The sequence below is a fragment of the Phycicoccus sp. Soil803 genome (assembly GCF_001429685.1).
Classification (GTDB): domain Bacteria; phylum Actinomycetota; class Actinomycetes; order Actinomycetales; family Dermatophilaceae; genus Pedococcus.
On the sequence record NZ_LMST01000001.1, the window covers coordinates 766,395 to 781,361 of the forward strand.

At 62.6% G+C, this 14,967-nt stretch carries 10 protein-coding genes; 2 read left to right on the forward strand and 8 right to left on the reverse strand.

From position 1 onward, the window contains the following. Positions 1–247: hypothetical protein (locus ASG95_RS21960; protein WP_369820355.1), on the forward strand; the 247-nt coding region annotated here is incomplete at its 5' end. Positions 248–694: 447 nt separating this feature from the next. On the opposite strand, the gene ASG95_RS03680 is transcribed toward ASG95_RS21960, so the two are convergent. Then, positions 695–1,894: a tyrosine-type recombinase/integrase gene (locus ASG95_RS03680; protein WP_162259355.1), complete on the reverse strand. Its 1,200-nt coding sequence runs from the start codon at positions 1,892–1,894 to the stop codon at positions 695–697. Positions 1,895–2,041: 147 nt separating this feature from the next. Here ASG95_RS03680 and ASG95_RS03685 point away from each other — a divergent pair, with 147 nt between their 5' ends. After that, positions 2,042–3,526, forward strand: a complete 1,485-nt coding sequence (locus tag ASG95_RS03685; RefSeq protein ID WP_235543303.1) for a hypothetical protein — start codon at positions 2,042–2,044, stop codon at positions 3,524–3,526. A 504-nt stretch (positions 3,527–4,030) separates the two neighbouring features. Here ASG95_RS03685 and ASG95_RS03690 read toward each other — a convergent pair. The 7 genes from ASG95_RS03690 to ASG95_RS03715 all read right to left on the reverse strand — a co-directional run bounded on the left by ASG95_RS03690 (position 4,031) and on the right by ASG95_RS03715 (position 14,963). Then, the gene (locus ASG95_RS03690; protein WP_057376602.1) at positions 4,031–4,537 is read right to left on the reverse strand and encodes an SLATT domain-containing protein; all 507 of its coding nucleotides are present in this window, start codon (positions 4,535–4,537) and stop codon (positions 4,031–4,033) included. Between the two features lie 197 nt (positions 4,538–4,734). Continuing rightward, positions 4,735–6,846: an AAA family ATPase gene (locus ASG95_RS03695; RefSeq protein WP_162259357.1), complete on the reverse strand. Its 2,112-nt coding sequence runs from the start codon at positions 6,844–6,846 to the stop codon at positions 4,735–4,737. Positions 6,847–6,857: 11 nt separating this feature from the next. Continuing rightward, positions 6,858–7,454, reverse strand: coding sequence for a hypothetical protein (locus ASG95_RS03700; protein WP_157581713.1), 597 nt, complete (start codon positions 7,452–7,454; stop codon positions 6,858–6,860). After that, positions 7,451–8,785, reverse strand: coding sequence for a hypothetical protein (locus tag ASG95_RS03705; RefSeq protein ID WP_157581714.1), 1,335 nt, complete (start codon positions 8,783–8,785; stop codon positions 7,451–7,453). Before ASG95_RS03705 ends, ASG95_RS03700 begins: the two co-directional genes overlap by 4 nt. 758 nt (positions 8,786–9,543) lie before the next feature. After that, the gene (locus ASG95_RS22310; protein WP_157581715.1) at positions 9,544–10,140 is read right to left on the reverse strand and encodes a DUF1643 domain-containing protein; all 597 of its coding nucleotides are present in this window, start codon (positions 10,138–10,140) and stop codon (positions 9,544–9,546) included. 51 nt (positions 10,141–10,191) lie between these two features. Further along, positions 10,192–12,816: a DEAD/DEAH box helicase gene (locus ASG95_RS03710; protein ID WP_057376606.1), complete on the reverse strand. Its 2,625-nt coding sequence runs from the start codon at positions 12,814–12,816 to the stop codon at positions 10,192–10,194. Further along, a complete protein-coding gene (locus tag ASG95_RS03715; RefSeq protein ID WP_057376607.1) occupies positions 12,813–14,963 on the reverse strand; it encodes a site-specific DNA-methyltransferase in 2,151 nt (716 codons plus the stop codon). The genes ASG95_RS03710 and ASG95_RS03715 overlap by 4 nt, the downstream gene beginning before the upstream one ends. Positions 14,964–14,967: the final 4 nt, after the last annotated feature.

A 14,967-nucleotide genomic window follows, 5' to 3' on the forward strand; every position in this document is an offset into this window, starting at 1 on the left:
CGAAGCTGCGCAGAAGATCGGCTCACTAGTGGCACCAGAAGGCACGCTGCTGGTCCTTGCGACCACCCGGGACGAACGGGCCGAGGTCAAGGGACCGCCGTGGCCGCTGTCCCGTGTGGAGCTTGAGGACTTTGCCCACGGCGACCTCATCTTGCGCCGGGTCGAGCGAATCGAGGGCGGCGCATGGTGGCGAGCCGAACTCTCAAGAGGAGAGGCACATTCGACCACTCACGCGGGCGGCTCATAGATCGGCTCCTGCCTGTGGTCATCTCGCGGCGGAATGACTCGCTGGAGGAAGTGGCCGGCCGAGGGGTGAACCGGGATCCATACTTGGCCCATGCATGACGGCGACGCGGAGCGTTCCCTCTTGGTGGTGGCCGTGCCGAACTCGCCGGATGCGCGCTTGTTTGTTGAGATGTCGAGTTTCGGCGCGGACTTGTCCCAGGCAAGTCAGGCGTTGGGCCTCGCAATGGACGCCACCGACGACGACGTGAGGGAGTTCCTGCTTGGATTTGCCGTCGTGGCCTATTGCCGAACGGTCCTGCCCTCGAACGTCCGAGGCCGTCTCACGGACTACATCAGCATTCCTGACGGGTTGCTCGATGTTCACGACCAAGTGAGGTCCTTCCGCAATGGCACAATCGCGCATTCGCAGTCAGATCTTTCAGTGACGTACCCCTTCGGCGTACTGGATTCACTGACGCTCGACGTCCGCGATGTCATTGCCGGGACCGTGACTAGTTCTCTTCCCCGATTGGTCGCGGCGCGCTTCGAAACCCTGGTTGAGGCGATGGAGGGGTTGCTCGATGATGCGATTGAGCCGGTTCGAGCACGACTCAGGCGCGCCCTGGGTCAAGTCGACCCGCACCTTCTGATCGCTGCTGATCGTCCTCGAGTGATCGAGCGATTCGAGCATGAGTTTGAGCCCAGAACGCGGCGCCGACCGTACCCCCGATCGCACACTGTCTATTGGCAAGCCAACGACGGTGTGGCTGACGCCGACTGACTGGCTGTTAGAAGGCTCGACGCCGGCGACATAGGCGGTGAGGAAGTGAACCCCGTGCCGGTCCAGGTTGCCGCGGGCGCGGTCATAGTGCTCTGTTGTCCTTGGGTCCGCGTGACGGGCAAGGATCTGCGCGTCGCGTAGTGGGACGCCGGCGTCCAAGGCATTGGTGATGGCGGCGTGTCGCAGGGAGTGCGGGCTGATGTGTCGGGGGATGCCGGCAGCCTTGGCGATGCGGGCGACCATCCGATAGACGTCCCTTCGGTCGACGGGATTGCCCGTAAGCGGGCGCAGGATGAGCCGGCCGCTGGTCCGTTCGCCACGGCAAGCTTCCAAGACGCGTAGCACCGGGACGGTGATTGGCATGGTGGCGGGCTTGTTGCCCTTACCGACCAGGTGCAGCACTCGGTGTCCGCGCAGGGTCTCGGCGTAGTCCTCGATCCGGACGGCAGCTGCTTCTGAGGCGCGGAGGGCGTTGATGCCGAGCAGGTAGGCCAGCGCACCGTGGTGGATGCTAATCGTCTGCGCTACTTGAAGGAACCGGATCAGCTCGAGCCGGTCCAGTCCCTGAGTGCAGGACTCGTCACGATGCACCTTTGGCAGCCTCGCATAGACAGCCGGGTCGGACGGAATCAGACCGTCGATGTGGGCGAACCGGAAGAAGCCCCGCACGCCGTGCATCATCGTGACCACAGAGGAGTCCATCAGCCCGCGGTCTCCGAGCTGGCGAATGTACAGCTCCACATGCGCCCGTTGGACGGCCACCAAGGGGTCGAGGCCGTACTCTTCGCACCACGAGAACCACTCTCTGAGCTGGTATTCGTACAACGCGTGGGTGTGTCCGGAGTAGCGGGCCAGGTACGAGACCGCGGCGAGTTGCGCGGTGGACATCGATGCGGGCTGAAAGGGCAAGAGAACTGTTGAGTCAGGCATGGCTTCACCTCATGCGGCGACAGCACGAACGGCCCGACCCCGCCCGCCGCCAACGCGATCAGGCGCTCGGACCCAACGACGGTAGCCCCGGCTTACCCACGGCCGATGCGGCGATGTGAAGCGAGTGCGACGAGGGAGGCACCCTGCGTGAAAGCACGTCAGATCCCGTGCCAATCACCCGTTGGTGTAGAAGCGATTGTGCGGCTCGGACTAGGGAAGACTGCTGCTTTGACCGTCGAGGCAGGGACGCATGGAGGAATAGTCGTGGAGGCATTCGAAGCACCGGGCAGATGGTGGCTGCCAAGCAACCCAGACGATCGCCTCTCGGGAACTCTCGTATGCGATAGCGAAGGGAACCTGACACTGAAGATGATCGGAGCCTTTAGGCGCGTGACAAACGACGTGGAAGTCAAGCCAGGCGTGAGGATCCGCCAACCCGACGGCAACACGTACTCCCGCCTCCTTGGGCAAAGCGGCAGTGACATCTATACGCTCGAGAACTGCTTCCGTCAAAGCTACGATCCACTCCGCGGCGAAAACTCCCAGCAGATCGTCCACGTGGGCCAAGCACTTCGGGGTGCGCTTTTCGAGGAGAACGAGGCTTTCGAGTTCAACGCACTCACGGTCAGACTCGCGGGGATGCAGTACTGGGTACGCCGTGGGGCCATCGACCAGACCTCGACGTTTGCAGAAGACCGGACCTCGGGTGAGCTTGACCAGCACAGCCTGACTGTGGAACCTATGCGGCCGAAAGCGTTCCGAGGACCCGGCGTCCTGGCGCTTACTCTCGCGCAATCGACCGGTTGGACGGGCGACGGGTTCACCCACAAGACCTTGTCCCAAGACTTCCCTGTCACGATCCAGTCCGAAAAGCTCGTCCCGCTCGAAGTGCTGATGGCCGAAGCGTCCGCAATTCAAGACCTGGTGTCAGTGGGTCTGGGACGGGTCGCAGCCTTCACCCAAGTCACAGTCGCCCGAGCCGATGTCACGGAACTCATCGTGCCGGACTCCGGGCCGGTCCCGGTATCGATGGAACTGTTCGCGCCGTGGACCCTGCAGGCCGACGAAGGGCTCAAACCCCCATTCGTGCCGCGGTTCGCCCTACCCCACCTCGGTGGCGTAGCCGGCATCGAACGATGGCTCCTCGCTACCGCTGCGCACCGATCAGCACTTGCCAGAGCGATGCGTCCCCATTACTCGAAAGGGTCATTTGTCGGCGAGGCGTTCTTCGCAGCCGCTTCAGCCGTTGAGGCCTATGACCGCAAACTTGGGAACAGCGGCAGTTATCTCACCAGACTTCGACGAACGGCCGCGACCGCGGGCCCCCCTTTCGCTGACTTGGTTGGCGACGTCGACCAATGGTCAAACAAGGTTAAGAACCTGCGCAACGAGGTAGCGCACCACGACCCAGCCGTTGATGGTGCAGCGCGGACTCACTTCTTCTTCGGCCGCTCGGTACACCTCTGTCTTGTACTAGCCCTGCTCAACGACGCCGAGGCACCAGCGGCTGCCTTCAACGCATTGGCAGCCCACCGGGACTTCAAGTGGATTCAGAGCGAGATCGCCAACCTGGTGCGCGACTCGAGATGACGTCCCCTTCGCAGCGCTAGCCCCCGATGCCGGGTAGCCCTTCCCGATGGCCAGGGGACGACACGGTCGCGCGCCGGCACCAACCTTAGGCGTTTGCCCGTCTCTCCTAGCCGCAGGTCGAACATCCGCTCGTGTGAACAACAACGAGCTGATCGCACCGGGAAGCGGCGGTGTGACGCGGCTCAAGTTCGGCGTAAGCGCTTGAGCTCCGGACGCACACGGGGCGACATAGCTCTGCCCAGACTCGGGACGAGAGTTGGCGGCACTCTCACGTAACTCAGGTTCATGGCCTTCCCGCCAACGATGGGCTTGCCGAACTCGTGAACAGCGAAGTAGCCGGCGGATACAAAGAGGTCGCACCTGATCTGCCAACTGCCCTTCCTCAGCGAGGTTGCGACCAGACGCACTGCTGGGTAGCTGCTCCCAGGGTGTGAAAGCCGAAGCGCTCCCGCCAATCGCTGCGACGCCCAGGCTTGGCGCGCCTAGAAAGGGTCAGCGCTTGCGCTAGGAAGGCTTGTTGCGCCGCGCAGCAAGCCACTCCCCGGAGAAGTCGTCCCAGATTCGCTGGCGAGCGTCGTCGAACTCAAGGATGTGCTCGGTAGACACCTGATCTGCAGGCGTCCGCGCGACATATAGCGCAAGGGACTCCTCGATCCTGTGCCAGTTGTGCAGCGCCTCCTCCGCTCCTACCCAACGTGACCGCCAGTTGAAGAATGGCTCCACGGCGTTGAGGGTCGTCACGAGGGCAGATAAGACGAACCCGATGGACGCCCACGTTCCCAGTTCAGCCAAGCCCAGGATGACCGTCGCCACAGCCGAGGCCAGCGTCGAGGCCGCCCATGCCGTGGTGGCTTTCGCACGCCACTCAGTCCGGCGCGACCGGGCATAGTCCTTATCGCCGTACAGGCGGCCGCGCACCAGGGACGCAAGTTCCAACTCCGACAGCCCAGACACGAGCGGAACCGTCGGCTGCTCACCGATCTGCCTGTTGACAAACTTGTCCTTCTTCATGGTTTAACCGCTCCTAGCCCCCATTGTCTGGTCAAAGTTCGATGCCCCTAACTCCGAGACCCCTCGTCGGAAACCTGTCGGGCCAGTCGCCCATGGACTCTTTCCACCGGAGGCGACGCAGCCAACTAACTGCCATACGGCCCTTCGCCTTTCGTGAAACCACTATCCGTGATGTCACCGCCCAGGATTCAACATAGTCACGCGCTGGCGATCAATCGCAGGGCCCTCGCATCCCGCGGTATCTCGGAGATCTCGAGTGCCGGCCCGTGCGACGTCCAACCTTTCAAGTCAATCCGTATGGTCCGTGATTCCGGCGAGATGGGTCGCAGCTTGCGAGCCAACAGCCCTGCCAGCCGGTCATCGTGAGTCGACACGATCACCTGTCGCGTGCCGCGTATGCGTCGCAACAGGTCAGTTAGCCCCAGGAGGTTGACATTGTCGAGACTCTGCAGAGGGTCATCGAGCGCGACAACCTGGAGAGGCAGGGTCGGTATCGACAAGTTGAGCGCCAAGAACACAGAAACAGCTAGGACGTTCAGTTGTGAGCTGGACAGCACGGTCGCAGGTTCCTGAACGTGCACTCCACCAGTTGAATCGCCGAGGGTCGTCCACAGCCGCCCGCGTCCTCGAACCGTACGCGTCAAGAAGTTGACTGCACGGAACGTGGGATGGGGATCTACGGTGGCAAAGATCCTTTGGAGTAGTGGCTCGATCTCCCGCAATTGTTGGGTAACAAGCTCATCATTCGCGGAACGCAGGGCGTTGATTATCTGGCCCACCAAGTCACCCGTCCGCTGTCGCGACTCGATGCGCGCCTCGGCCTGCTCGATCGAATGGGTAACGGCCGAAAGCTGCTCCGCGAGTTCTTGTCGCTGCAACGCCTCCGTTGCTCTGGCAACCTGGAGCGTTAGGCGTTCGCCCTCGCTGCGAAGTTGCTTCGCTCGGGCCGCAGAGTCGCCCGCTCGAGCCTGACCGCTTAGCACCTCATCGCGCGCAAGGCTTTGGTCAAGACCCAAGTCGTCGATCAACGAAATGCGTTGCGCCTCCCAGTCACTCATCCGCGCGGCGGCCCCTCTGCCTGCCCGAAGTCTCGCTTCCACATCCGAGGCCCAACGTTCGGCCGACTCTAGGTCGCGGGCGATATCCGACACTCCAGGTAGCTGACCGTCGTCGTTGGATTCGACCGACTCCGAATCGATCAGCCTCCGCAAACGAGTCGCTGTCCGATCCCTCTCGTACGCTTGACCGCACACCGGACACCTGTCGTCGAGGTGTTCTAGTGCGAGTCGAGCCATGGCTCGCAAGCTTTCGCTCTTCTCTCGCAGCGCTACGTCGAGGCGACGTTGCGTGGCCGCCGCTTGCTGGGCATCCGACAGACGAGCGGCAAGTCCGTTGCGCCGCTCCTCTGCCAACTGCAGTTCCGCCTCGAGCTTCGACACATCGGGGGCAGCATCCGGACGAGAATCGAGTAGCTCCCGTAGTTGCTTGAATAACGCCAAGCGTCGGTTCAGCGTCTGCTCGAGCGCCGACAGCGCAGCGATGCCTCGTTCGATCTTCACTAGGTCGCGGTCGCGAGATGTCCACACTTGCGCCGCGGCCGGACCAAGGACGGCTTGAACATCTCGCAGCCAGACCGTCAGTTGGGGCTCATCGAAGGCGCCTTCTGGCGACTCCAATCGTCGCAGGCGTGCTCCGATCGCGTTCTGCTGCGCATGCAGCGGTTCAAGTTCCTTCTCCAGAGATGTGGTCGCACGAGTCCAGGCATTCCGTCCGGCCTCCAACTGGCGCTGAAGTTCCGCAATCCGCCCCACCCCGACGAGTTCGCCTACTACTTGGAAGCGCGCTTGCTCGTCGTCGGCGTCGATAAACTCCCGAACGGAGTCCTGCTGCAAATACGTTGCCCTTGTTAGGGAACGACTGAGCGCAACCATCGGGTCGGCGGCCGACTGCGCGTCGGGCCACAAGAGTTCGATGATGGCCAATTCTGCGGCGCCGCCCGTTTGAGGTTCATCATTTCCTCGCTGCACGCTGACGTAGGTCTTCTCGTCGCGTCGCCGTGTGATCGAAACGCGCTGACCTTGCTCGTCCTCCACAACAACTTCGACTCGTGCGCCGCCAGTGTCGGAATAGCGGCTGACGACGGTCGAGGGATCATCCCCCAGCCGATCTAGGCGCCCCAGGAGAGCCCATAGGATTGCGTCGAAGAACGTCGTCTTACCGGATCCATTGACGCCACACACGACGATGGCGTCAGCATCGAGATCAAACGTCACGGGCTGGGGAAATCCACGGAACCCGGACGCACTCATCGACTTTAGTCTCATGACGGCTCCCGGTAGTTATGCAACTTCTCGACGATGGACTCGTTCTCGTTGAATGAGGACACCACGAGCTGGGCCAAGAGCGGATCGACTCCGCCCTTGGCCAAGACACTAGGGAGTCGGTCTAGCAAGGTCCCATGGCTCGGCGCTGAGACGTCGACCTTGAGAGGTAGTAGAGGCAGGAGTGCGTCCCCAACTTGGCTGAGTTCTTCCAACTCGTCCCCAGTCGCGATGATCTTGCGCACTCGATTCGTGTCGTTGCGAAGATCGTTTAGGACCACTTGATCGTCAGGCGCCAGGAGCCCCGGAGTCAGGAGGACGAGGTATCCTTCCCACGCCTTCGGCTCGCCGCGACGAACGTTGTCCGCCATCAAGTCCACCAACGCACCCTGCTCAATGTGCCAGTTTGCCTTCAACTGGCTCCAGGTCTCAAAGACGGTCAGGGCAACGATTCCGTATGCATCCTCAAAGACGCGCTGGTTCCCGGCGCCATGCGATGTGCCCAGCGTTGCTTCTACGTAACCTCCGCCGAGTAGCACTTCAACGGCAGCTGCCGACAGCTGCGTGCTGTTGAGAGGTTCGTTGAGGGCGCTCACTGGAAGTACTCGGAAATCGCGGAGTAGTCGGCGCGGATCCCATCGATGTCAACCACCGGTGGCGTGAACCAGCCATTGACGATGTCGTTGTCCGCCTCGCCAACGATGAGATCAGCCGGAGGTCCAGCGCTCGGGGCAGCAGGCCCAACCACTCCGCTGACCAGCACTAGATTTGGCTGTGCGCGCACACTCCGGCGCTCAGTTGCGGTCGGCAAGCGCGCCTCCAGTGCCGACCAGCGAAGGGTTCCCGAACCGGAAGCTAGGGCCACCACGGCGGTCACATCGCCGTCGGCGTTCAAGAACTCCACAAGCCCGTCTTCGGTGAAGTGGGCCGTCTGAGATGCCTCGCGCTCTAGCAAAGCCACGCCAAGGAGGAGATCGGCGAGCAGTCTACGACGATGGTCGTCATCCGGTGAGTATGCCTCCTGCGAAAGGAGCCAGCGAGCTCTGAGCTGCCCCAAACCTACTAGGCCAACTGAGGCAAGTCTGGTGCAGAGATGATCGAATTCGTCGTCGTGTGGGTCCCAGCCGTTGTCTTTGCAGAGATCGTGTCCGGCCGCCCGTAGTAGGTGAAGAAGCTCTGCAGCCACGCGGGCGCCCAACAGTTCCATGAACGACGACCAGCCAGTTTGAATGTGCGCCGCCGCATCGAGGTTGAGGGCAGATTCAAATTTCGTCGTGGCCGAGGGATCAACAACGAATACGTGGTGTTGCCCTGGCAAGAGTTCGCCTCTAATGCGACCCACGGTCTCGGTGAGTACCGCTGCTGGAGATCCTAGGCCAGCGAAGACGACCACGGGGCATGACATCGTGCGTCTCGCAACCACGTCTTCCCACCCGTCGTGCCAGCTATCACGCAGGTCCTCGACAGTCAGGATCCACCGCTCCAGGTCCAGCTCCTCGACGCTCCGATGGAGATAGATGACCGTGCGTGCCCCGACTTGGTCCGTCGCGGCTGGACCAGGGATCACTGTTACGTCTAGGGCGCTCAAGGCGGTAAGGGCGTTGGTCATTCCGAGATCGAAGTTGAGCGTCAGGACCGTATCGAGTGCCTGTTCTCGCAGTAGCGCCGCAGCGATCAGATACCCTTTGTTGGGTCTAGCGAGCCTGAAGGCGCCAAGCGGGAAACACCTCACCAAAGGCGCCTGGCTTCCTGTCTTTGCCACTACAGCCGAGGCGAGCGCCGACAAATCCGTCGGATCGCCGCACTCAGTGCCGTCGAGCACCCCATCCAGAACCAGCTTTCTGTGGGCGTCTTCGGAATAGGCGCTTGCCAGTTGTAGATTCGTCGGCGCCTCGAGTGAACAGCCGGCACCGAGCACAAGTGCCACACGCGCGCTCCGTTGAGCCGCGGCGTGTAAGAGCTCGCTGGGTAGCGTGGTCATGACGGTACGTTCTCAGAGCCTCGGCACCTTTGGGCCCTAATGCTTCATTTCGGGCAGACTCTTCACCCTATCCAGCGCTTGTCGCCAGGTGCTCTGAGCGACACGAACTCGTACGTGAGCAGTAGGCATGCCCCATAGTGGGCGTAAGGACGCACCCTCCGGCATCGGCCGATCTGTGCGACTTCTGTGGCAGTGACCCACTCGAGCTTGATCATGTTGCGGGTCATCACGGCGATTGCTACGACCATGCGTGTGGACGAGTTGGCTGGGCGAGACCTTCGCGCCTGGGCCGCCGTCGACGTTGACACCCGCTTTCCCGCCCCGCGATCGCCTCCTCAGCACCTGAAGGCCCAGACGGCTCCCATTGGTAACCAATGGTGTCGGCTGAAGTGCCCTCGGCCGGATTCGAACCGGCGGCACCCGCTTTAGGCGCGAGCCCAGGGGTGGACCCGATACCGGATCCCCATGTACCACAACGACTCAGGCCGTCGGACGTGCTTAGTGGCTCGGGCTGTTTCGGGCACTGTGGCCACCTCTCGGGTACCTGCTGCACGGGCGTCGCGCGGGACACTCGTCGTTGCGTCACAAGGAAGCCGATCGCGAAAGGATCTCGTCGACGATCGAGGTGGGCGACGAAACTGCTGCACCCCAATCCCATCGTCTCCTCCGAGCAGCACTGTGACGCCGGCAGGGCGCCCGGTGGATCAAGGGTGGTGTCGCGCACCACTTATCGGAACAAGAGGAGTTGTGGCGGGGCCGAGTTGTGTCTGCTCGAGCGCCTGCAGGAGTCTGGATCCAAAGTCAGGTCCAGAAAACCTCTTGTGGGTGGGCCCAGTGAACTGGCGCCAGCGGGAAGGGTGCCTTGGGTGGGCTCCAACATGCAGCATGAACTCGTGGCCCGCCACATGTATGGCAGATGTCGCTGCGTTCGTTAGGTCAGTCCAACGGGCGCGCGGCCAGCCAGCGGGCTGTCCCACCCCCCAACCCACAACGACCCCATCAGCCAAGCGAGCCGCGGCTTCGATCCGTCGGGCTACATCGGTACGAGTGATGGAGTCCCACTCTCCGGCCAGGTCGCTCGTGGACCGAGTCGCAACGGGCACAAGATTGGCTATCTGAACCTCGTGATAGCCGAGCATGTCACGCAGGACGCCCAGGTTTGCGACGCTTGTGGACCCCATTCTCGGCCCGGTCGGTGGATTGCAGAGAACGGCAAGCAAGACCCCGGTTACTTGCCTCGACTCGCCCCCGAGACTGTCGGACAGATTCCCGCGTGGGCCGTCAGTAAACGCCACGGACATTTCGGAGGCCGTGTAGCAGAGCAACGACTACCGGGACCGGTGTCGAGGGCGTCATCGGTGGACCGAGCTGTGGGTGTACTCGACGGAGAGGTCGGATTTGTAGAAGTCGACCGGCGACTTACGGCCCGCGATGATGGCTTCGCGGAGCGGTCGTACCTGCATGTCAAGGACGCGCATGCCCGTCGGGATCTCGGCGAGCGCTTCGATGCGATGGAAGCGATCTCCAAACTCTTCGGCGAACTCGGCGAGCGCCTTGAGCTTGATGGCGGCGTCCTCGAGGTGATGGCCGTGCGGGTCGACGATCGACGCGACCACCTTGCCGTCGACCTCGTTGAAGAAGACGAAGTCGGGGTGCATCGAGTGCCAGTTCCCCGCAGGGTCCCGGTAGGCGATGCCGAGGGAGTCGAAGGCTGCGCGGGATGGGTTGCGGTACCAGCCGCGCGAGTCGGGCCGGCTGATCTCGGCGAGGACGACCTTCCGCTCCCACTCGTTCAGACCGGTGAGGGGGAAATGACCGTCGTCGTCGGACATGAGGTGAAGTGGCGCAAGGGGCGCTGCGGCGAACTGACCGTCATCCTGCGCGATGGTGAAGCCCTCGATGCGGGTGCGAGGAGGCCGGAGCGCACCAATCTGGGGCTCGGTCGCCAGTGCCCGGATGTCCTCGTACTCCTGCTGTCGGACATCGGGGAGGCCCTTGATGGCGACGCGATGTTCCGCGAACCACCTTGCTGTCAGCTCGAGCGCGTCGGCATCCACCCTCTCGCGGACTTCCTTGACGGTCGCGAGAGCGGCGGCCCGAACGTAAGCCTCACGCAGGCCGTCGTCGTCCGAGACAGGGTCGTCCGGCCCGGCGACATGGTTGACGTAGGACTGCGCGATGTCTGCGCCAAATGCCTTCTTGGCGGCCTCGAAGCCGCTGCGGATGGCGCGGTCGTCGGCTCGCTCAACGAACTCGCTGTAGGACAGGCTGGTCTTGCCATACCGCCCTGAGATCTCCTTGACGTGGACGTCCCAGACCTCCTGCACAGCCTCTACGAGCTGCTTTGAGTACCTGACGGCGAAGGCGTCGAGGCTCGCATGGATCTCCTCCTCGGCCTCCCTCAAAGCGCCGGAACGAAGTCCATCGGCGGAGAGGGCCTGGGCCAAGGCGACCAGTCGCTTGACGGGCTTGGCGCCGCGCTGAGGCAGAGTCTGCGTCGGCAGCATCTCCCACAGGTCCCACACCGCCTGCGGGACGTTCGGGTTCCTGGCCAGTTCCCGTCCGTCGATCACGAGCTTCTTTTCCGCGCCCGGCATTGACTCGAGGTCCCCGGTGAGGAAACGCACGACTTTCACCGCGGTCGTCCTGTCGAAGAACGGCAGGATGCAGTCAACCGCGTTGAGTCGCTCGTCGCCCGGGACGCGGCGCGCCAGCGGGCTGCGGACCATGCGCCCCAGGAGCTGGGTTATGTGCGTGTTGTCTTTGGCGGGGCGGAAGGACACGAGCACCTCGGCGCGCGGGCAGTCCCACCCGGTGGAGATGGCGTCCTTGGCCACGAGAATGCGCACGTGGTCCTCCTCCTGGACACGCTGTGGCTCGATCCATTCGACGGCCCAGGCGCCGAACTTCTGGACCGTGTGGTCGCCGAGTACGTGACGGATAGCGTCGGCCGAAAGCTCGGGATACTCCGCGAAGATCGTGTCGAGCGCCAGGCCGACGTCGTCGGGATCCGGTGTGTTAGGGGTTTGGAGTACGAGGAGCGGCTTCACCGTTTCGTGGAGTCCCTGTGACACTGTGTATGCCGCCCACCGCTCAGTCGACTCGCGCAGTTTGCGAGCGGCGCGGCGGACGAGGACGGAGTCGAAATTGCCGGCCTCGTCAGGGATGTCGAGGACGAGGGTGTCCTTGACGAGCCCAGACTCCTGTACACGTGCGGGGTCGACCACTACGGAGGCGAGGGGCTGGCGATTTCGCGTCGCCTCCGCGTCCTTCATGGCGTTGTCGAAGTGTTCGATGGTGGCCGAGATCCCCCACACGACCGGGATGGCCGGGCGGACCTTCGTACCGTTCACGAGCTTGCGGACGATGGTCGGCTTGTCGGACGTGGCCTTCGTGTTGAACCCTCGGTGTGCCTCGTCGAGCACGAGGTAGAGGGTCAGGTTGGGGTCGTCGATGGTGTTGGCGAGCGTTTCCCAAATCGTCCAGCCCTGCAGGTCCGGGGTTGCGATCTCCTTCAGCCCCGTGAGCTGGGGGGTCAAGTCGTCGCTGGGCTCGGCGTGCCCTCGGGTGAGCTTGGACGACCTGCTCAGCTTCTGGGTGTTCAGAAAGTAGACCTTGCCGGGGTCTAGCCGCGGCTTGGCGAACGGCGGCTCGATCCGAACCAGGTTGGCGTAGGTGAACTTCTCGGAAGCCTCCATCAGCCGGTTTCGTGTCTGCTCGTTGAGAGCTGGGTCGTCGGAGAACCAGATGACGACCGCCCCAGGGTCAGGCTCGAAGTCGAAGGCCTCGTTGCCCCAGAAGAGAGCCTCGATGGCAGCCGCTGCCATCACGGTCTTGCCGGCGCCGGTGGTGGCTGTCAAGGAGAAGGACGACGGGACCGGAATCGCGCTCTTCTTGTAGAGGGTGCGCGCAGAGGCGAGGTTCTTGAGGACGTCGGCGGCGGCGTCGGCCTGGTAGTCCTTGAGTGTGAACTTCACAGCGAACCCCTCCCGGACTCGATCTCGAAGTTGCGCAGATAGGCCTCGTAAAGCCGCACCGGCTCGACGTGATCGGGCAGCTCTTGGGCGACGGACTCGAAGAGCCGGTCCTCGTCCGTGACGATGTAGGCGACGGCGACTGCGTGGTTCGCTACGACGGCTTTGAGGAAGGCTTCGGTGTGGTCGAGGTCGGCGAGCACGCCGTACTTGTCTGCGACGTCCCAACCCGATGAGATGTCATCGATCCGGCGCCCAGTCGACCCTGCACGGATCCACAGCAGCGGCGCTATCTTCAGGAACTCGCGATTACTGGCGACGCGTAGCGGGGCCTCATACGTGAGAGTGAAGAACTCGACGTTCTCGAGCAGGCCGTCGGCTATTGGGAACTCGTCTGGGGACCTGTAGTCGCCTTTTATCAGCTCGCCAGACGGCGTTAGGCCCGTGACGGCGGCTTGAATCCTGGGCTTCGTGATGAGATCGCAAATTCCCTTTGCCTCCCATTCAGGGTCGCCTGGTCTGAGCCCCTTGGCGCGAAGTGTGATCTGCTCGGCGGCAGAGACTTCATTATTCGTTACCACGATGGACGCGCGCCTCCCGCCATCTTGCCGGTTGAGGCGCATTACGGCGTGCGTGGTCGTCCCTGACCCGGCAAAGAAGTCCACGATCACCGCTTCCGGCTTATTTGACACGAAGAATCGAATGGCGTCTTCGACTGCGAATAGGGACTTCGCGAAAGGGAACTTCCGTTGAGGAAGCAAACGGTTCAGCAGTCCCGCGCCGCCTGTGCTCGCATCATGCGATGTCTTGTTCCACACCGTACGAGGGGTCGACAGTGCAGACAACTGGCTGCTTTCGAGGTCCAAGATCACGACGCCGTTCTCGTCCTTGCCGAGGGTTGCCACCAGCCCGTCTTCGACTGCCTTCGCCTTCTTGGCCTTCATGTACTGAATCCGCCATTGTCCAGTCTTCGCGTTGAACGAACCGACGCGGACCGTGCCGCGTACGCGGGCCTTTGCGAGGCCTCCGGGATTGAGCTGCCAGAATCCCTCGGTCATGTCGTCCTTGATTGGCCACACAGGGGTCAATCCGCTCGGCGCGATTACCGTGCGGCGGTCGACGCCCCTGCCGACAGGTTCACCGGCGGACACAATCGCGCCTCGGTCCGCATCGATGAAGATTGGGTAAAACTGCCCTTCTCGCTGGGCTCGGACTACCCCTATTCCGCGTCGAATCATGCCTTCCCACAGATCGGACTCGGCAAGACCCCTGGACGTACTTTCACCGGCAGCGATCCCGCTGAGCATACTGTCAGCGCTGCGCACAAGTTCGCTCTCGCCGATGAATACGAAGTAGAGATACTCCTCAACGCGCGAAAACTCCTTTGTGCGTGATGTGCCGCCTGGTTTGATCACGGTCGTGATCATCTGAATCTTCGATTCCGGAAAGGTCTGTTCAAGGAGCAGGCCCAGCCGCAGATACTCCTTTTCATCGATCGCGACTATGAGAACCGAGTCTTCGGGATTGAGTAGTTCTTTCGCCAACAAAAGTCGCCGCTCCATAAACGCGAGCCACTTCGAATGGCGGTATAGGTCGTCGCCCTCGACATAGTCGTTATTGTACTTCCAGTCTTTTGCACCAGTGTTGTAGGGCGGGTCGATGTAAATGCAGTCGACCCGGCCCCGGTGAGTGAAGAGCAGGGTCTGAAGAGCGTGATAATTCTCGGCATTGATGACGGCGTGGAACGGCTTGTCCCCACCCCTCTCGACCTTGCCAGTCGACGAAAGGCCAGGGTAGATGGGGTCACGAAACTCAGCGACCACCACTAGCTCCTCGAGCGTGACCTGCCTGCTGACGTCGCGACCGAGCGCCTCAAGGGCGGCGGTGCCACTGATTCGGTCGATGGACATCACTTGCCAGAGCTTCTCGCTACCGGTTGTGGGCGTCTGCCCACGAGGCGGCAGCACCCGCACCTTGTCACCTTTGCGGACTCGTCGACCGGGAAGTTCGACCGCTTCCGGCACGTGGCGCTCGAAGTTGAGCCCAAAGGCCCGACGGTCCGCGAGGGCGGCGACTTCGCGATCGATCTCGTCGGCCAGGAGTACGTTCTCGCTGCGGAGTTGACGAAGCAGGTCGCTCAGTCGGGACACAGGG